The sequence below is a fragment of the Hyphococcus flavus genome, assembly GCF_028748065.1.
Lineage (GTDB): Bacteria > Pseudomonadota > Alphaproteobacteria > Caulobacterales > Parvularculaceae > Hyphococcus > Hyphococcus flavus.
On record NZ_CP118166.1, the window covers coordinates 3106883 to 3124539 of the forward strand.

Sequence of the window (17657 nt, forward strand, 5' to 3'; positions counted from 1 at the left end):
ATTTAAGTGCGACAACCAGCAATTCCCGCTGTCGGCGCAACCATGCTCCAGCCTTCTTGATCATTAAGCTTGATCAAACCGCGTTCCAGATAAGCCCCATTTGCAAAATCCAACCCAAACCTTGCAGAGATTTCAATCTCAATGCCTTCATGCGACCGAAAGGTTTGTTGTTCGTAGACCCCGAACCCGCTGGCGCCACTGAAATCCACTCGTTCTAGGAGGACATTTTGGCCTGCCAAGTTTATTTCCGCCTGCTCGCCTGAAACGAATCGAAATATTGCCGATGGCCTTGTTCCCTCAAGGGTCCACAACACCATGCCGCATTTTTTTTCCGGCAACGCAGCGTTTTGTATCGGACCTAGCCCTGACAACCGGTCTTCGGTGTTGGAAAAGCTGACTGAATTATTTGATAAATCCGCCACCGCAGTATTGGGTGACTTTTCGAATGCCGCACAGCCGGTGACAAAGAACAAGATTAGCAGGATCAAGGGTTTCAATACGCTCATGTTCCGGGTCCTTTGAATACGCCCGCAGCTCCGTAGGTCATTGTATCCGCATCGCCTTCAAATCCAAAAAGGCGCAGCGCGGACGCGAGCTCTGCTTCGCTTGGCCGTGCAACCGCAGACACCTCGTAAGTTAGATCTGGCTGCACACGAACTAATAAATCTACTCCTGCACGATCATTGTTTCCAGAAACAGCAACTAAGAGCGCTTGTTCTTCGCACTGCATATCCCCCGATAACGGCAGGTCCGGCAATTCATAGCGCCGCGCTGGCGCGTTCAGAACATTCGTCCACACGGAACCTTGCGCATTCTGACAACCGTGTCGTTGAGAAAAAGTCAGGCGATCAATGGAAACTTCCGCGATGCCTTGAGCCGGCCGCCCCAAAATTCCTGTCGGCGCCACGGCGTTCAAATCGATTTGCGCATGTACGTCAGAAAAAGAAACGCGTGAACCAAAGCCTACTGAAACTGCACCCTTGCCAAGAACTGCTCCGTCCCGCGCTGAAAGCCTAACGCGAGGAGACAGCATCGCTATTGAGATTGGCGACATTTTGAAATTAACTTGGCCAATCAAAACACCGTTGATCGATAATCGTTCAATAGCGCCGTTCCAGATTGTCCCGGTTACATTCGAGTATGCCAGACCAGTCCGATCTTCATCTACGAACATTGCAAAAACGCTCGCTGGAATCTGACTAAGCACTGTTACGAGAAACGACAGCACGCCTAGTAAAATCCACAAACGAGAGATAAGCTCATGATTGCTTTTGACGGTCATATCCGTCTCTCGAAAACAAGAACTTGCGCGTTTATTAGCCCGGCTTCACCACGGGTCATGTCCGCAAAGGTCACAGAGATGCCGTAGCGGCTTTCAAGTTCTGCAAACCAGGCGAACATTGCTTCGGCGTTAGCCGGCGCAGCTTGAATCTCAATTTGCGATTCTGTCACCGATCCGATTCTGACGAGATCGATCCCAGCCTGATCAGCGGTTGAAATAACGGCCTGGCGAAGCGGCGCTGCGCTGTTCGTCGCCGCGGGCGACGATGAACCGGATACTGCCGCCGCAGTCGCGGTCAGCTCATACCCGTCACGAGCTCTTTCAGCCTTACTGTTCGCCTCTTCGTTCCAAGTGATCACCGGTCTGATAATCAAAAGAGAAACAATGAGGAAAGCCGCCAATGCGCCAGCGACGAAGATCAGCATCCGTTCTCTTGAAGAAATGCCAGTCCACCATAAACTCATGACAGGCTCACCCTCATCTCACCCAGGAAAAAACCGCCTGACCGCCTAAACCCGCCAGCTTCTATTGCGGCGACCCCCCTTCCCTGCAACGCGCGCTTGAATTCTTCAAGACGCTGCACATCTGCGACACGCAAGTTGATTGAATATTCACCGCGCGCTGCATTGTACCGTACTCTATCGATTTGCACGCCTTCGATCTCTTCAAGCGACTCCGCAATGTGTGTAGAAATCGGCAGGAAAACCGGCGCACCACCACCAGAGGCCAGAATAGCGCGCGCATGTGAGCGCGGATCGGCGTCGACGGCGTCTGGAAAAGCCGTTGCATGCAAGTCCAGCGTTCTATCCTCCAGGCGATCTGCCAGCCGCAATGAACGCATACCATCTGCAAGTGAGAAAAAAGCAATCGTCGCCAATGACGCCGCCGCCAGCATGCCTGCCCGGCGCCATCTGCCTGCTGCGGCAGTCCAATCCCTCTTCTTTCGATACTCGCCCTGCAAAAGGTTTGGGATGGATTTGCCATGCAAGGCAGTGCCGTAGAGCCGAAAAAGCACATCGTCCGTTACTGGCCCGCGCCAATCGACAGAGACTTCCTCACTGTTTGCAACGGCTATGGTCCGATCGCCATAGATGATTATTTCTTTGATGGATGAGTCAGAAAGGAGCGAAACAACAACATTTTCCGCCATCGGATACTCAAGCGCAAACCCTTGCAACCCTATGCATCCCAGCACCCTTTCCGGTGAGTCTAAAATAACCGCCCGCTCGAGAGCGGCTGGCAGTAATGAAAAATCAGGTGCGAACACATCTGGTGAAAAGCCCATCTCGCTAAAAGCATTGCGCCAACTATCCAACACTGAGCGCTTGATAGCGAAAACCTGCCCTGCCCCATTTTCATTGCGGCTGACCGTGTGGTGGATGCCCGCCATAGGTTCGGCCAGTTCATCTTCAAGCAGGAACCCGGCGGCGGCCCGAAATTGCCCGGCGGCTCGCGGCGGCGCCGGCATGGCGCGCATGGCGGCTGACTCCCCTGTCACTACGGCTGCGATCTGCCGGGCCGTTCGCGCCCGATCTGCAATTAGGGCAAGCGCGGCGACATTTTCAGCCTTATCCGCCAGACGGACTTCGCCATTGTCGAGAAAGGCCCATTTGACGCTCTCGTCAGGCGAATGCCCTAAAATGAGAATTAAGGTTTCGTTCACTCTTCCGCTCCGATACGGCGCGCAATCACACTCGTTTCGCCATTATCGCCTATGGCGAAATCCGTTGTTATCTCAACTAACGCAGTATCATAAACAATCTCTGCACGCGCCTGCAGATAAGCTGACCGCACGTCAAATCTTTCTCCTGCCTGTTCACCGCTTTGCAAGGCCTTTACCTGCGGGCTCGCGAGGAAAGCCTCGGCTGTCTCATATCCGCCGACCGGGCGGGAGGCGATGATTTCTCGCGCCAACTGCACCGCTACGCCGTCGCCGAAAACAGCCGCCAACAAGGGGGCATGCCGTTCTGTCGCCATGTTGATATTCATGGGGCCCGAGACGGAATCATTTCGCGCGCACAGATATGGTTTAAGTGTCGCGTAAAGGTTCCGCGTAAACCCTTTTACAGCCCGCAGTTCTGTTACGGACGCCATAAAACGATTTCCAGTGCGGTAGGGCGAAGGAAGGGTCGTGTAATATTCGTCTTCCGCACCCTGCGGACGGCGATTGCTATCTTCGTCCACCCAATCCGTTATTGCGTCCGCAAGCGCCATCGCCTCGAATTCGTTGATGCCAAGATTAACCGCAAGACGAATGAATTCCGCTAATTCCTGTGGCGGTTGATCAGACGGAACTACCGGCGGCAGGGACGCGAGGCTATTGACGTTATAACAGAGCGAAGCATCAGCGAAAAATATTCGCACACCGCCATCATCAAAGGGGATTTCCAGGGGTTGCGTTGCCCACGGATCATCAAGCGACAGTTTTCCGCTGTTTGCGGCATAAGCTCTCTCGATTGCGGAGCGCGCCAGCGCCTCAGCGGCAAACCCTCGCCAAATCGCTTCTCCTCGAGCCTGAACATTAGCGGCGCGAACCGACGCCAATGACGTATGTTCAAGGCTTGCTAGCGCTACGAAAGAAAGCGTCGCCACAAGAAGCAAGACAATCAGCAGAGCAGCGCCTTTTTGTTGCTTGCGGTCTATCATACTTCGCCGCCAATTTCGCCGAGCCAGAAATACTGTTCAAGCGGCACCTGATCTCTCTCTTCGAATGTAATTGACACCGCAAGCGGCGGCGCGGCGGCCCCTGAAACCGGCCAGATATCCGCCCATGCCAACTCGCCTTGCTGCTCGCCGATCAGAAACGAAGCGCGGGCATCATCCAGTCCTTCAAACAATATGCGTTCGATGTCATCGGATTGAGCATACTCATCAAGGTAAATACGCGCCCTGCGGATGAGTGCCCCACCTTTTAAAACATATTCTATGTATTGGAGCGAACTGCGCGGCGCTTCGGCGTTAGGGTTCACCCAGCCATTTCTAACAAACGAAATCAACAGTTTTTCATCGTCCTCAACGCGCCCACCGTAACTGACAAGATTGCCCAGGAAAGACGCTGACTGCGTCTGGCCAAACTCGTCACGAACCGGACGATTGACTACTTGCGCCAGATCCTCCTTGATGAGGGTGCGTGCGAGCTGGAACCCTTTTAAGCGATTGTCGGCGTCTTCAAGCTGATCGCGTGAATCAACGCCAAGACGAAGCGCATAGACGCTGGTTGAGGCAATCGCCGCAAAGACCAGCAAGGCAATGAGCACCTCCGGCAACGTCATGCCCTTTTGACGCCGGGCTCTCATTCAACTCTCCGCAGACTGGTCGTGAACGCCAGCACCTGTTCGCCATCGGGCGGCGTGATTTCGATATCAATGCGGACGACGTTCTCAATGGGCGTTTCAGAGACGATGCGCCGGAAATTCCAGGTTCGATCTCCGACAATAGTCTGGCCGTCGGTTTCACCAATTTCACGCGCGTTTGAAAGCGTTAACGCTTCCACCATTAGATTATCGGCGGCAATTGAAGCATAAGTCCGTTCTTCCATTGAAGACGCAAAGCGCGTGTTCTGGCCGATAAGAACCAGAAGGCCAGCAACTACAAACCCCATCACCGCCAGCGCGACCAGCGTTTCGACCAAGGTTACGCCTTGCTGTTTATGGCGCATGCTAACCGTCATTTTTGTCCTTCGAGATGCGCACCTTGCCAACATTGTCCAGTACTACTATCGCGCTGCCCCGGGCCGACTGAAACCGGACTTCAAGCGGCGTTGTCTCTCCGGTCGGCGTAAACCGAATGGCCGGGTTCGGTTTATCCTCGTCCTCTTCACGCTGTTCATCACGTTCATTTTTCTTGGCGGGCGCTTCCTCAGCAAAAGCGACCGCAATATCAGCCGGGAAGCTTTGCGCGGCGAATTCGGGATCGGTTAACTCCGACCACTCGCCGCGGCGATACGTCAAAAAGCGGTAGCCGCTTTCGGAGTACTCCAACCCAAGCGTCACACCTGCTGTAACCGAGTATGCAGCAGCAAAGTCGATGCGCGCTGCAAGCTTTTCACTGGCGTCGTCAACTGCGCGTGCGGGCGGCGGCGCGTTTAACACAACTACGCTGGCGGCCATTGCGATGATTGCCAGAACAACGAGCAACTCAACGAGTGTCAGACCTCGCGATCTGTTCCGCCTGAAGGCTGTATCGCTACAGCTCGTCTTCGGTCCAATTGCCGATGTCAGCATTCAACCCTTCTCCTCCGGGTTCACCGTCGGCGCCGTAGGAGAACAGGTCATACGCGCCGCCCCGATCACCCGGGATACGATACTGATAAGGATTGCCCCATGGATCCAGCGGCGCACCGCCGCGCAAATAACCGCCGGGGCGATAGCGAGACGCATTTCGCGCATCAGCCGGCGCCGTTGATAGCGCGCTTAGGCCTTGCTGTGTCGTTGGATAATTCAACATATCCAATCGGTACTGATCGAGTGCGGTTTCAATCACCCCGATATCAATTTTTGCTTTGTCCATCGCCGCCTGGTCCCGCGCAGGTAGCACATTAATCACAACAATGGCTGAAATAAGCGCCAGAATGGCGAGAACGACAAGAAGCTCGACCAACGTGATGCCGCGTTGACGGCGGCGTTTTCTCGCCTGCTTCAGCATCGATAACACTTTCATGAAGTCCTCCATCTCAGCCAGCCGCCAGCGCGTTCAATCGCAGGATCGGCAACAATATTGACAGCACTATTACGAGTACCGCGCCGCCCATGCCGACTATAATCGCTGGCTCGAGCAGTCTCAACGCGATCGTTGAGGCTGTGTCAAATTCTTCCTCCAACTGGAGAGCCGCCTTGTCCAGGAGTTCGGATAGAGCGCCTGCCCTTTCACCCGCTGCGACCATGTGAACAAGCATAGGCGGCAGGGCATTCGCCCTTTTTAGCGCCGCCGCGAGCGAGACCCCCTCGCCGACCATGGTGACTGTCTTGTTCAGCCGCTCGCGAATAAAGCTGTTCGATACCGTGCGCTGGGCGCCGACTAGGCTGTCCAGGAGCGGCGCGCCGCCTGAAAACAGCGTCGCCAAGGTTCGTGCGAAACGGGCGCCGTCCACCGCCCGCATAAGCGTTCCAAGAACAGGAACCCGAAGAACAAACTTATCGAAGGCGAGCTTTATCGGAGGTTCCTTTAAAGCACGCCATGCGGCGATGCTTAGGATGATGGCCGCAATTAAGGCATAGAGCCCAAAGTTCACAACCCAGTCAGAAATCCCGACGACGACCCTGGTAAGAAACGGCAGTTCTTCACCAAATGCATTAAACTGAGCGATAATTTTCGGCACAACGAAGATCATCAGCGCCGTGACGACACCCGCGGCGATGAACGCCAGGGCGATGGGGTAAATCAAAGAGGCGACAGCTTTATTCTTGATCGCTCTGTTTTTCTCGAGCATCGTCGCGAGACGATCGAGAACACCGGACAAATCGCCAGATGTTTCACCAGCCGCAATAACGGCGCGATAGAGCGACGGAAAGGACTTTGGATCCTCGGCCAGCGCATCCGCGAAACGCCAGCCTTCCATTACTCTCTCCCTTACAGAAAGAAGACGCGTACGCGCCGGTCCCGCTTCCGCTTGCATGGCGACAGCGTTGAGCGCTTCTTCCAGCGGCGTGCCGGCGCCGACCAGAGCGGATAGTTGCCGCGTTATGACAACCAATTGCGAGGCTTTAATTCGCGGCGCTTTTCCACCGATCGCCTGTCCTGATCTTTCGGCGCGCGGCGTCGAAAGTTTCACTGGCGTGAGATTTAACCGGCGAAGCTCGTGCCTTGCCTGGCGCTGACTATCTGCGGACAGCATGCCCCGGCGGGTTTTCCCGCCCATATCCAGCGCTTCATACTCAAACGCCGGCATCGTCATCCTCCTGATGGACGACACGCAAAACTTCCTCCAACGAGGTTACACCCGCCAGCGCGTGACGAAATCCCGACATGGCAAGCGTATCCGATTTCTTGAATGCGTAGTCGGAAATTTCATGTTCGCTCGCATCGTCATGAATGAGGCGTTTCATTTTGTCATCAACGACAATCAACTCATAAACGCCGATACGTCCTTCGTATCCTGTGTGATTGCAACGGCCGCAACCTTTCGGGCTGTATAGCGTCAGCGGCATGCCTGTTTGCGCATTCATCAGCCGCCTCGCAGCATCATCAGCATCGTAAGGCTGTTTACAGGATGGACATAACCGCCGCACGAGACGCTGCGCCATGACGGCGGCTACGGTGGATGACAAGAGGAAAGGTTCAACACCCATGTCACGTAACCGGGTGATGGCGCCAACAGCGGAATTCGTATGCACGGTCGAAAGAACAAGATGACCGGTAAGCGAAGCCTGCACTGCGATTTCTGCTGTCTCTACGTCCCTGATTTCACCGACCATGACAATGTCAGGATCTTGACGGAGTATAGCGCGAAGGCCGGTGGCGAAGGTCATGCCGACCTTCGGATTGATTTGCGTCTGACCAACGCCTTCAAGGGCGTATTCCACCGGATCCTCGACAGTCAGAATATTCCGGCTTGGATCGTTCAGCAGCGTTAGTGCGCCGTAAAGCGAAGTGGTCTTACCAGACCCGGTTGGCCCGGTGACCAGAATAACGCCATTGGGGCGGTTCAGGACCTGCTTGAACCGGGAGAGTATTTCGCTCGGCATGCCCAGACCATCGAGATCGAGCCTGGCTTCATCCTTATCAAGGATCCGCATGACAACGCGTTCGCCAAAACGCGCAGGCAGTGTCGATACGCGCACATCCACGGCTTTACCACCCAGTGCAATCGAAATTCGCCCGTCCTGCGGTACGCGACGCTCCGCAATGTCGAGCCGCGCCATGACTTTCACGCGTGAAGTCAACACGGGCGTCATTTTCGCTGGCAGCGACAACACCTCCCGCAAAACGCCATCAATCCGCAACCGAACAGAAAGCGCATTTTCATAAGGTTCTATATGAATGTCGGAGGCTTTGACTTTAACGGCTTCGGCTATCAGCGCATTGATCAAACGTATGACAGGGGCATCATTTTCGCTGTCTAACAAATCCGCCGTTTTGGGCAGGCCTTCAGCAAGCGATGCAAGGTCGCCTTCATCATCATCAAGATTTAGATCCGAAGTGGAGATGCCTTCAACCGAGTAGACTTCGGACAAACGGCGTTCAAACACATCCGCTGGCATGTTATCGACTGTTATCGGCGACCCGACGGCGCGGCGCGCCTCAACAAGCGCCCATGGATCGGGCTCTCCGCGCGCGCCAAGCACAACCGGCCTTGCTTCTCCATCGAGCACAAGTAAGCCACGCTCCTTGGCGAAAGCATAGGCAAGTTTGGTGGTCTTGATTTCCGCCGTTTCACTCATGAGTTAGCAATTCGATCTATTGCGGCTGCGCTTGCGGTTCGGCCGCGCCGGTGACGTCATCAATCAGGCGCTCGATTTCTGATACTGGCTGGCCGCTTCTTAACAGTTCTCTGGCGCGCATATAATCCATCTTGCGCTTGGTTGCCGAATTCGCCGTTGCCTGATCGCGAATAATCGTCGGCCTGATAAAAACCATCAGATTTTGACGGCGCCGCTCCCGCGATGAAGACCTGAACAAGTTACCGACACCAGGAATATCGCCAAGCAGCGGCACTTTTTCTTGCCGCTCTTCGGTTTGGTCATCGATCAATCCCCCTATGACGAGAATCTCGCCATTGTCGACGAGCGCCGTCGTCGTTATCTCGCGCTTGTTTGTAATAAGGTCTGTCGATGTCGAGCTAATCGGTCCGACAATCGAGGAAATTTCCTGCACGATTTCCATCGTCACCGTATCGCCGTCATTTATTTGCGGCGTAACCTCCAGGATAACCCCGACTTGTTCGCGATTAATTGTGCGAAATGCGTTCTGAAAATTGTCGCCAATCGCTTCGCCCGTCGTGATCGGAATTTCCTGCCCAACCTGCAAGCGTGCGGTCTGGTTGTTTAAGGTTAGCACAGATGGCGTTGAAAGAACGTTTGAATCTGAATCGTTCTTTAGCGCTGTCAGAATGCCGCCAAAAAAGTTGCCTTCGCCAAATTCAAAGCCGCCCCCTACTAACAACCCTTGAACGCCCAACAGAGATTGCAGCGCCTGTGTTGCTAGCTGCGATTGCAACCCTTCTGTTGTGGAGTTCGTCGTAACGCCATCATCAACGACAACTGTGGATGTTGTTTCAAATACATTATTGAACCTGCTGCCTTCCAATAACGCAGCTCCTGCAGCAGGAAAGATATTGGGAGCCCCCGACCAATTTGTTGCCGAGAACGGAATCTTATCGCCGGTTAAAAAATACTGCACGCCCAGAGCGCGCGCAGCCGTATCGGAAATTTCGACGATGATAGCCTCAACCAACACTTGCGGACGGCGAACATCCAGCTTTTCAATGACGTTTTGCAGCGTACGCTGGATATTGGCGTCACCGTTAATGATGACGGCGTTAGTAGGGCCATGAAATGATACAGTAGCGCGATTGCGCGTCGCCTGTACTTCGCCCTGCCCTGCCGGCGCAGCGTTATTGGCGACTTCAGTAAGAAGCGGGGCGAGCTCTTCAGCGCTCGCATGTTTAAGATAAACGACCGTAAGGTCCGACGACTCTTCGCCGTAGCGATCAAGTTCCGCAATCACCATTTCGAGCCGTCGCATCAATGTCGGTTCCGCACGGATCAACAGAGAATTGCTGGCGTCAACGGGCACGACACTAAACGCGGAGGGCCGCCCGTTCCCTTCTTCCGATAACTCTGCGCCAAGGTCTCTCACCAGCCGTGCAATGTCTGATGCGCTGGCGTGTTCCAGAGAAATCGTGCGAAAAATCGTGGAGTCTCGATCCAATTGGCGCAGCACCTGCTGGATCCTGGCGACATTATCCGCCGTATCGACAACGATAATCGAGTTACCGGTTCGCACGGGGCTCACGACGCCATTCTGGCCGACGATTTGTGCAAGATTCGCCGCCGCCTCACGAGCATCGACATAATTCAAACGAACGATCTGTGTAACGAAATCGGACCCGCGTCCCTCGCCAACCTGGCCTGCTGCGCGAGCAGCCTCTTGCAATGGAACGATCCGGTATTTTCCATCACCTGCCGGCGTCGCAACAAAATCGTTGACCCTCAACATCGCCTGGAACAGTTCCCAGGCTTCGTCCGCACAAAGCCCGCCATTGGGAGGCGACTTGACAGTTACCCTTCCCTGCACCGTCGGATCCAGTAGAAAAGTACGCCCCGTGCGGATAGCGATTTCATCGATTACGGCGCGAATATCAGCTTCTTCGTAATTGAGCGCTGCGCCGCAATTTTCCTGCGCCTTCGCTTCTTCTCCAGCGCCAAGCACAATTGCAGCCATCCCGGCGCCAAGCAGCAAGTTCCGTAATTTACTCATCGCTCATTTCCTAACCCAGACAGTGATAGCGATACGGTTTTTGTTTCCCCGCCTCGCTCAACTGTAATTGTTGCATTACCCGACTGGGTGATGTCGTTCATTAAACTCGCTAACGCTCGCGGATCAGTCGGCGCGGGAGCGCCGTTTATGGATTTCAAGACGTCACCATCTTGAAAGCCGGTCCTGTCAAATACCTGCTGATCATTACCTGCGTAAATGGCGATCACTAATTCGCCATCCTCACTCCTGGTTGGGCGGAGATTAATCGCTGTCTGCAGGTTTTGGATCGAAACCGCGCCCGAACCGGAGGTTGGCTGCGATTCAGGTTTCGGTGGTTCTGAGCGGTTCTCGTTCTCAGGCTGGGTCACACGGGCCTTGCTTTCGAAACGCAAGGACTCCCGGACGCCATTCTGCTCGATAATGACCTGGTCGGAATAGACAGCGATCAGCGACACGCCACGGACAATCGTATCGCCAAGGGTGAATCTTTCCTGTTGTCCGTCGGGACGGCGAATGATGGCGGATGGCTTGTCAGCCGCCGGCCATACTCCGGTAAGCGTAAGATCCAATGCTGTTTCAGCGACATCGGGGGCGATGTCCTCTGTCTGCATTGCTGCTTCCTCGGCCTTGGGAAACGGACTTTTGACACTCATGGCGGTTTGTGAACCAGAACCAACTGGCGCTATGGATGCGATTGCATCGCCCTGCGGCAATGGCAAAGGCGCGAAAATTTTCCAGGCTGTCATGGCTAACAGGGCGCCAAGTAAAATGGCGAGCACAGCTTCACCAACGAGCGGAGCCGTTCTGCCCTCCAGAACGCCTTTCGCCTTTGCAGCCATTCCTGACAGTTCCAACTCAACCAACTTCTGCCGCCTTGCCACCATTTGCATGGAATGATTAATCCATCCGCGCTGTAGTAAACGAAAAGCCTTATCAAAACGATATGCAGCCGCCTATAGAATAGGACGGCTGCATACAAATTTCATTCCAAAATTTTGCGCAAACGCACTGAAATCCTTAGGATTTTTTGCATTTGCCTGAGGCGAGGCAACCGTACGAAGTTCTGTTAAACATTAACTCCCGTTACGGTTGCCTGAAGACCGCCTAGAACTTGGCGGTCAAGCTAGCGGACAAGCTGCGCCCACGATCATAGGTCAAGAACTCAGTCCGACCGCTCATGGTTGCATTACTGAGCTGATATTCTTCATGTTGAGTGCCGAGCAAATTCCGTGCGCTCAAACCGATCGTAAAGTCGGTATTAGCGATCTCAACATTTTGACGATAAACCAGATCGAGTTGAACGCCCGGGTTTTCAATGATGTCCGGAACGCCTTGCGTCAGGTTACCGCGCTGGAGGATGCGTTCATCAACCCAGCCGACAAGAACGGTGAGCTGATCGTCGTCACCTTCCCAGCCAAACTGTGCGTTGAAGATATGCTCCGGCGTGCCTTGCAGGGCAGCTCCATCAAAACCGAACTGTGTTGCATCGATCTCAGTGCGCGTGGCCTGATTTACCGGATCGACGATCATGTCGCCGGCATCCACTTTGATTTCCGACTTGGTGTAGGTGTAGTTCACCGCAAACAGCCAGTCGCGACGATCTGTCCAGTCGTTCCATCCGATACCGAACCGCGTGCGATACTCAAATTCACCACCTAACAGCTCAGCTTTTGGCGTGTTGATAAAACGCGTCTCAAAGGAGTCTGCGCTTGTTGCGGTGATGAATTCTTCGATCGGATTGTCGATAGTTTTATAAAACCCGGCCAAAGTCAGGAACTGGTTCCTGCCGAGATAAAACTCGTAACGAAGATCATAGTTTCTGAACTCACTGTCGACAAGGAAGGCATTACCGCGATAAGCGCGATCGCTGTCCGGATCGAAGAACAACGATGGAGCCAGTTCGCGGAACTGAGGCCGGGCGATGGTATGTGAGTAACCAGCCCTCAATTGCATATCGTCAGTAAAGTTCCAGGTTACTGTTGCAGAAGGCAGCCAGTAATTGTTGTCAATGGCCGCATCGAAACCGCTTTGATTGCCGATACGATCGAATGTCGTGACGGACTGTTCGCCATCTTCGTAGCGAACACCGACAGTGGTTCTGAACGTCGGGATCAATTCAGCGTCGATTTGGGCGTAGGCGCCAATCGTCGTTAAATCCGCTTCGTAAGAGGAATCGCCAGTAAGACCCAGATCCACAAGGTTAAATTGCGGCGCCGGGCCTATGTTATCTGGAGAGAACAGGAAGTCCGGACGGGCGATCTGAGCTTCTGGAGACAATGAGTTGCCGCCGGCGAATTGAAAGGCGGCGAGCTCATAAATTCTGTCGTTTTCAGAATACTCGGCGCCAATTGAAATTTCCAACTCACGAGGGCCGGAAAGAGGCACGAAATAAATGAGATCGACACCGCCGCTATAAGTATCGTCATCCAGAGCACTGAATGAAATAGGCCTATAGGCGGAAAAGCCTTGGGCTGTAACTTCGGCGCCAAGAAAATCCGCATGGGTGAAGCCGCTTCCTGGCGTGAGCGAAGTTACAGGATCAAGCAATCGCGTGAGGCTCTGCTCGTATGGGGATTCGCGTTTTGCTTGGGCGATCGCTCCACGCCAGTTAACCTCAAACTCATCGGTAAACTGGTGTTCACCTGCTAACTGTCCCATGACAAGTTCGCGTTCAATAAACGAACTCGACTCAACATGAACGAAGTTTTCGGTCAGGCCAGGCGCCCCGGCGCTGAAACCCTGATCGATTTGGGCCTGCTTATTCGTTGAGTGAATGTACAGACCAGTTGCTGCAACGGAGTTGCCGAACCATTCCAGTGAGAATGACAGGAGACCGTTTACGGTAGCTTCGTAGTTGGTCTCACGTGTTCTGAAATCCTGTTGGAGACCGCTGTTCACAATCGCCTGACGTGTGGAGATTTCTCTAGACCAGCCTGAATCAAACCCAACAGTGCCAACGACGCCAAAGGTTAGATCTTGATTGAGGTCAAAAGATCCGCCGCCATTGATCGATGCTTCAAAATCCGGACCTAGGGTGCCTTCCTGGATCACAGTGAGAGGCGAATTGGTAAGACCTTCACCAGCCGCTTCAATTTCAGCAGTCGACAGATCGGAAAGCCGCGTCTGAGAGTCAATGATATCGCCTAAAGCGGTGCCGGAGAGGCTCCGTGTGCCATCGTCATAGCCAAGGTAGTCACGATCGCCGCCATTGACGAAGATGCCGTTGCGGCCCGTTGTAACCGTATTAAGGCCGGTTCCCACCTTAACATTCAGGAAAGGCTCTCCAGGATCACGCAAGGTTTGCAGATCAATGATGCCGCCGCCAAATTCGCCTGGGTAATTCGGCGAGTAAGTTTTTTGAACGGTTGCGCCACCGAGAACATCCGATGGAAACAGATCCAGCGGAACGGCCCGGCGAAGAGGCTCGGTACTCGGAAGCACGGAACCGTTGAGACGAGCTGAGGAATAGCGGTCACCCAGACCGCGAACGAACGCAAACTTACCGCTAACAACGCTGAGACCGCTGAGGCGCTTGAGTGCTTCTGCGGCGTTATCATCGCCGGTTCGTTCAAGGTCATCTGCGGACAAGAACGTCGCAACCTGTGAAGTGGCGCGTTGAGGGTCCGGGATATTCTGACCACGAACGATGATCTGGTCAGAAATGGTCGGCTGAATAGACAGCCCTTCGTCTTGGGCGTTCGCCACGGTGGGCGATATGAGCATGGTCGACAAAGCGAGCACGCTTTTAAAGGAAAATGAGGGTTTCATAACAACAACCTTAATCTGTGTGCGAAAAACGACGAGCGGCGCGCCATTGGCGCGCCGCAGGTTCGCGAATTAGCAAGGGCTAGATGCGCCGCCGCCGAGGCCGCACGCAAATGTCCACCAGGTGTCGTTGGTATCTTCGACAGCGCCAACATAAGTCGTCGTGTCGAAAAAGCCTGCAGGCGTCGTCGTGATCGTCGACAGATCAAACTCTGTGACTGCAGCTTCCGTACCTGAATTGATGAACGGGAACGTCCCAAGCGCAGGCTGGATCAGACCGTTAGCGTATGGGAACACATTGTTTCCATCCGCACCGACAGAGCCAGTGGCAGCACCTGCCGCGTTAGCGTCGAGGGCGCCGCCGCAGTCAAAAGCAACAGAGTTGAACGTTGGGTCAACGTTGAGGCCATCATAGGTCCCAGGCGTATTATCGCCAGCGTCTTCCCAGTCGAGACACGGTGTTGTGCCGCCAGTGAAGATGACGCCATTGATGAAACGACCGATGTGACCATCATTCATGCGCTGACCTGACGAACGTGAGCCAACAAGCGTGTAGTTGGCAATCGTCGGGTTGGTTGCCGGAGAGAGCGGGACCCCACTGTTGATGACGCTCGACATCTCAAAGCCGTTGTCGCCGCCGGAAGCACGCTGTCCAACAATCAGATACTGAACAAAGCCATTCCAGCCATTGTCCGTATCCAGTGAGTCGTCGTCGTTGCCGGTGAGTACGATATGCTTCAGGTTCGCTGTGCCGCCGAACATCTCGATGCCGTCGTCAGAGTTGTTATGTACCTGCACATAGTCGACCAGCGTGTTGTAGCCGACGCCACCGAACGAAATGCCGTTCAGCTCGTTACCCATGGTGTTGATAGCGAAGCCGGCATATTTGACCTGAACATACTGCAGTGAGCCGCTGTCATCATCATCCGTGGCGCCGCCATAAAGGGCGTCTGGGCTAGTCACGCCTTCAATGGCGTTCTGGCACGACGCCGTACCCAGCGTACCCGTACCGCAACGGTTGATTGGAGCCTTACCAAGGATAACAAGACCGCCCCATTCACCGATAGCATTTGTTGGATCGGCTTGCGTGTCCAAAAGATCAGCCTGTGATGTGAATACTACCGGGTTTGTAGGCAGGCCGTTCGCCATAATGCGCGAACCGCGGTTTACGACGAGATAGTCCTGACCGCTATTGCCGAAGATCGTGGCGCCTGCCTCGATCGTCAGATCAGCAACATCGCCGCCCGGCGCTGTACCGTCTGCACCTTCGTCAACGCCAACATCAACGCGACCGAGAAGCTCGTAAAAGTTGCCGCTTGTCAGTGTCAGATCGTCTCTAATCGTGCCGGAAACACCACAAACCAATTTGCCGTTGATAAGACCGGTCTGCTGTGTTGTTCCAAGCGGACATCCTGGATCACCAAAGAGGGCGAAGGTCCAGCCAGTGGCCCAGTTTGCTGAAACCGATTCAGTCGGGCCGAAAGCGCCGATGTAGTCGGTCATGTCGAAGAAGCCTGCTGGAGCAGTCGTCAGCGTGCTCAGATCAAACTCAGTAACAGCCGCCTCGTTTGGCCCCGGGAAGAACTCATTCATCAGCGAGCTCATGCCCTGAACGTTGTTAGCGTCAGCCATGAAAGAGCCGTCAGCGGCGCCAGCAGCATTTGCATCAAACGCGCCGCCGCAATCGAATAGAACCGAATTAAATGTCGGATCGACATTGAGACCGTCATAAGTGCCTGGCGTGTTGTCGCCGGCGTCTTCCCAGTCAAGGCAAGGCGTTGTGCCGCCGGTAACAATGACACCATTCAGGAAGCGTCCGATATGACCATCGTTGATACGCTGCCCGGATGAACGAGCGCCGATGATGGTGTAGTTGGCGATCTGCGGGTTGGTTGCCGGCGAAAGCGGAACACCCATATCGCTGATGACACTCGACATCTCGAAGCCGTTGTCACCGCCATCATCACGCTGCTGAACGAGCAGATACTGAACGCTGCCGTTCCAGCCATTGTCCGTGTCCAGCGAGTCGTCGTCGTTGCCAGTCAGTACGATGTGCTTGAGGTTCGCTGTGCCGCCGAACATCTCAATACCGTCATCAGAGTTATTGTGGACCTGCACATAGTCAACGGTCGTGCCATGGCCGACACCACCGAAAGAGATGCCGTTCAACTCGTTACCCATGGTGTTGATCGCGAAACCTGCAAAGCGAACCTGAACGTAACGCAGCGTACCGCTGTCGTCGTCATCAAGTGCGCCGCCGTAGAGAGCGTCAGGGCTCGTAACCCCTTCAATTGCGTTCTGGCATGATGCTGTTCCGAGAGTGCCAGTCGCGCAGCGGTTGATCGGCGCACGGCCGAGAATGACTAAACCGCCCCACTCGCCAATAGCGGAGCCGCCTGAATCTGTCGGATCTACTGCACGGCGTGCAATGTCAGCTTCCGAAGTAAAGACGATCGGGTTTGCTGCATTGCCGTCAGCCTCGATCGTGGAGCCACGGTTGACAACAATATAGTCCGAACCGGCGCGGCCGAAGAGTGTTACGCCCGGGTCAATAACCAGCGAGCCCATAGTGCCGCCAGCCGCCATGCCGTCGCCGCCCACGTCACTACCAACGTCAACGCGACCATTGATGAAATACGGCAGGCCCAAATTTTGAAGTCTTAATGTACCAGTGACCGTGCCGCTGAGATCGCAAGCGACAGTGCCGTTTGGTGTTGTTGTTTGGTTGAAGCCGCTCGGGCATGTTCCGCCCTGGTTGCCGCCGCCGCCGGAGCCGCCGCCATTGCCACCGCCTGAGCCGCCGCCGGAATTGGTAGCGCCAGGCGAAGCGATCTCTTCGCCTTGAGTACAAGCGGCCAGCGAAAGTGCGGCGCTTGCAAGTAGAACTGCTTTAATCTTGGAGATATTGGTCATCTGGGAGACCCCCGGAAAAGGATTGCACGCAAAAAGAGGCGCCCCACGCGCCGTCTATGGGCGCGCATTAGGGGAAGCGTGTAACAGGTGAGTGACGGGATTGTTGCAGTTCGATGACAATTACGGCGCACGAATTGCTCAGTGTGCGCACGTTGTGCACTTAACGAAACGCACTGGATGCGCTTGTGCGGGCGCACGAATTGCGCAAGTGTGAAAATTCCCTTTTCGGAGCCAACAATTTAGCATTGCAAGTGACGATTTCATGCAGCACTGCACAAAG

15 protein-coding genes are annotated in these 17657 nt (G+C 54.6%); all 15 read right to left on the reverse strand.

The genetic code is table 11. The features are described from left to right. Positions 1-2 precede the first annotated feature (2 nt). Positions 3-506, reverse strand: coding sequence for a hypothetical protein (locus PUV54_RS14915; protein ID WP_274493083.1), 504 nt, complete (start codon positions 504-506; stop codon positions 3-5). Then, positions 503-1282, reverse strand: a complete 780-nt coding sequence (gene gspN, locus PUV54_RS14920; RefSeq protein ID WP_274493085.1) for a type II secretion system protein N — start codon at positions 1280-1282, stop codon at positions 503-505. Before gspN ends, PUV54_RS14915 begins: the two co-directional genes overlap by 4 nt. Further along, positions 1279-1746, reverse strand: coding sequence for a type II secretion system protein M (locus PUV54_RS14925; RefSeq protein WP_274493087.1), 468 nt, complete (start codon positions 1744-1746; stop codon positions 1279-1281). Before PUV54_RS14925 ends, gspN begins: the two co-directional genes overlap by 4 nt. Continuing rightward, a complete protein-coding gene (gene gspL / locus PUV54_RS14930; protein WP_274493089.1) occupies positions 1743-2945 on the reverse strand; it encodes a type II secretion system protein GspL in 1203 nt (400 codons plus the stop codon). Before gspL ends, PUV54_RS14925 begins: the two co-directional genes overlap by 4 nt. Continuing rightward, positions 2942-3928 carry a type II secretion system minor pseudopilin GspK gene (gspK, locus tag PUV54_RS14935; protein WP_274493090.1) on the reverse strand — a complete coding sequence of 329 codons (987 nt, stop codon included), beginning with the start codon at positions 3926-3928 and terminating at the stop codon, positions 2942-2944. The genes gspL and gspK overlap by 4 nt, the downstream gene beginning before the upstream one ends. After that, positions 3925-4578, reverse strand: coding sequence for a type II secretion system minor pseudopilin GspJ (gene gspJ / locus PUV54_RS14940; protein WP_274493091.1), 654 nt, complete (start codon positions 4576-4578; stop codon positions 3925-3927). The genes gspK and gspJ overlap by 4 nt, the downstream gene beginning before the upstream one ends. Further along, positions 4575-4952: a type II secretion system minor pseudopilin GspI gene (gene gspI / locus PUV54_RS14945; RefSeq protein WP_274493092.1), complete on the reverse strand. Its 378-nt coding sequence runs from the start codon at positions 4950-4952 to the stop codon at positions 4575-4577. Before gspI ends, gspJ begins: the two co-directional genes overlap by 4 nt. Then, a complete protein-coding gene (gspH, locus tag PUV54_RS14950; protein ID WP_274493093.1) occupies positions 4942-5505 on the reverse strand; it encodes a type II secretion system minor pseudopilin GspH in 564 nt (187 codons plus the stop codon). Before gspH ends, gspI begins: the two co-directional genes overlap by 11 nt. Beyond that, positions 5468-5941, reverse strand: a complete 474-nt coding sequence (gene gspG / locus PUV54_RS14955) for a type II secretion system major pseudopilin GspG (protein ID WP_274493094.1) — start codon at positions 5939-5941, stop codon at positions 5468-5470. Before gspG ends, gspH begins: the two co-directional genes overlap by 38 nt. Positions 5942-5954: 13 nt before the next feature. Then, positions 5955-7169, reverse strand: coding sequence for a type II secretion system inner membrane protein GspF (gene gspF / locus PUV54_RS14960; RefSeq protein ID WP_274493096.1), 1215 nt, complete (start codon positions 7167-7169; stop codon positions 5955-5957). Further along, positions 7156-8661: a type II secretion system ATPase GspE gene (gspE, locus tag PUV54_RS14965; protein ID WP_274493097.1), complete on the reverse strand. Its 1506-nt coding sequence runs from the start codon at positions 8659-8661 to the stop codon at positions 7156-7158. The genes gspF and gspE overlap by 14 nt, the downstream gene beginning before the upstream one ends. 16 nt (positions 8662-8677) lie before the next feature. Continuing rightward, positions 8678-10699: a type II secretion system secretin GspD gene (gene gspD, locus PUV54_RS14970; protein WP_274493098.1), complete on the reverse strand. Its 2022-nt coding sequence runs from the start codon at positions 10697-10699 to the stop codon at positions 8678-8680. Next, positions 10696-11562 carry a type II secretion system protein N gene (locus PUV54_RS14975; protein ID WP_274493099.1) on the reverse strand — a complete coding sequence of 289 codons (867 nt, stop codon included), beginning with the start codon at positions 11560-11562 and terminating at the stop codon, positions 10696-10698. Before PUV54_RS14975 ends, gspD begins: the two co-directional genes overlap by 4 nt. Before the next feature lie 241 nt (positions 11563-11803). Next, a complete protein-coding gene (locus tag PUV54_RS14980; RefSeq protein WP_274493100.1) occupies positions 11804-14467 on the reverse strand; it encodes a TonB-dependent receptor domain-containing protein in 2664 nt (887 codons plus the stop codon). A gap of 69 nt (positions 14468-14536) precedes the next feature. Continuing rightward, positions 14537-17377, reverse strand: coding sequence for a hypothetical protein (locus tag PUV54_RS14985; RefSeq protein ID WP_274493102.1), 2841 nt, complete (start codon positions 17375-17377; stop codon positions 14537-14539). Positions 17378-17657: the final 280 nt, after the last annotated feature.

Bases quoted from the DNA above. Each gene is read 5' to 3' on its own strand.
- PUV54_RS14980 (WP_274493100.1), bottom strand. From the start codon at position 14,467: ATGAAACCCTCATTTTCCTTTAAAAGCGTGCTCGCTTTGTCGACCATG.
- gspN (WP_274493085.1), bottom strand. From the start codon at position 1,282: ATGACCGTCAAAAGCAATCATGAGCTTATCTCTCGTTTGTGGATTTTA.
- gspJ (WP_274493091.1), bottom strand. From the start codon at position 4,578: ATGAGAGCCCGGCGTCAAAAGGGCATGACGTTGCCGGAGGTGCTCATT.
- gspK (WP_274493090.1), bottom strand. From the start codon at position 3,928: ATGATAGACCGCAAGCAACAAAAAGGCGCTGCTCTGCTGATTGTCTTG.
- PUV54_RS14925 (WP_274493087.1), bottom strand. From the start codon at position 1,746: ATGAGTTTATGGTGGACTGGCATTTCTTCAAGAGAACGGATGCTGATC.
- gspD (WP_274493098.1), bottom strand. From the start codon at position 10,699: ATGAGTAAATTACGGAACTTGCTGCTTGGCGCCGGGATGGCTGCAATT.
- PUV54_RS14985 (WP_274493102.1), bottom strand. From the start codon at position 17,377: ATGACCAATATCTCCAAGATTAAAGCAGTTCTACTTGCAAGCGCCGCA.
- gspH (WP_274493093.1), bottom strand. From the start codon at position 5,505: ATGCTGACATCGGCAATTGGACCGAAGACGAGCTGTAGCGATACAGCC.
- PUV54_RS14915 (WP_274493083.1), bottom strand. From the start codon at position 506: ATGAGCGTATTGAAACCCTTGATCCTGCTAATCTTGTTCTTTGTCACC.
- gspE (WP_274493097.1), bottom strand. From the start codon at position 8,661: ATGAGTGAAACGGCGGAAATCAAGACCACCAAACTTGCCTATGCTTTC.
- gspI (WP_274493092.1), bottom strand. From the start codon at position 4,952: ATGACGGTTAGCATGCGCCATAAACAGCAAGGCGTAACCTTGGTCGAA.
- gspF (WP_274493096.1), bottom strand. From the start codon at position 7,169: ATGCCGGCGTTTGAGTATGAAGCGCTGGATATGGGCGGGAAAACCCGC.
- gspG (WP_274493094.1), bottom strand. From the start codon at position 5,941: ATGAAAGTGTTATCGATGCTGAAGCAGGCGAGAAAACGCCGCCGTCAA.